Origin of the sequence: Chromobacterium fluminis (assembly GCF_011602385.1) — a bacterium.
Lineage (GTDB): Bacteria > Pseudomonadota > Gammaproteobacteria > Burkholderiales > Chromobacteriaceae > Chromobacterium > Chromobacterium fluminis.
In genome coordinates this window covers 1-255 of record NZ_JAAOMA010000158.1, presented here as the reverse complement: position 1 = coordinate 255, position 255 = coordinate 1, and the positions used below count along the sequence as shown (strand labels likewise).

The window sequence follows — 255 nt, the reverse complement described above, 5'->3', positions numbered from 1 at the left end:
CCATCCCGGAAGTCGCTGCCCATCTCGATTTGGTGCTGCCCGACGAGGCTAACCCCGACATCGCCAAAAGCGCCTTGACCCAGGCACGACAGCGGCTCGGAGAAGAACCATTGGCTCAACTCTTCACACTCTGCGCCGGGGCTTGGGATGAACGGCAGCGACGCGGACGCACTTGGCGTGGGTTAGCCCGTTATGCCATCGATGGCAGCACCCTCCGAACCTCCGACACGCCGGAAAATCGCCAGCACTTTGGTG

1 protein-coding gene is annotated in these 255 nt (G+C 62.4%); it reads left to right on the top strand.

The genetic code is table 11. The annotated features are described in order from the left end of the window. Positions 1 to 255 (top strand): transposase domain-containing protein (locus tag HA052_RS27305; protein WP_206119087.1); only part of this gene is annotated, 255 nt, incomplete at both ends.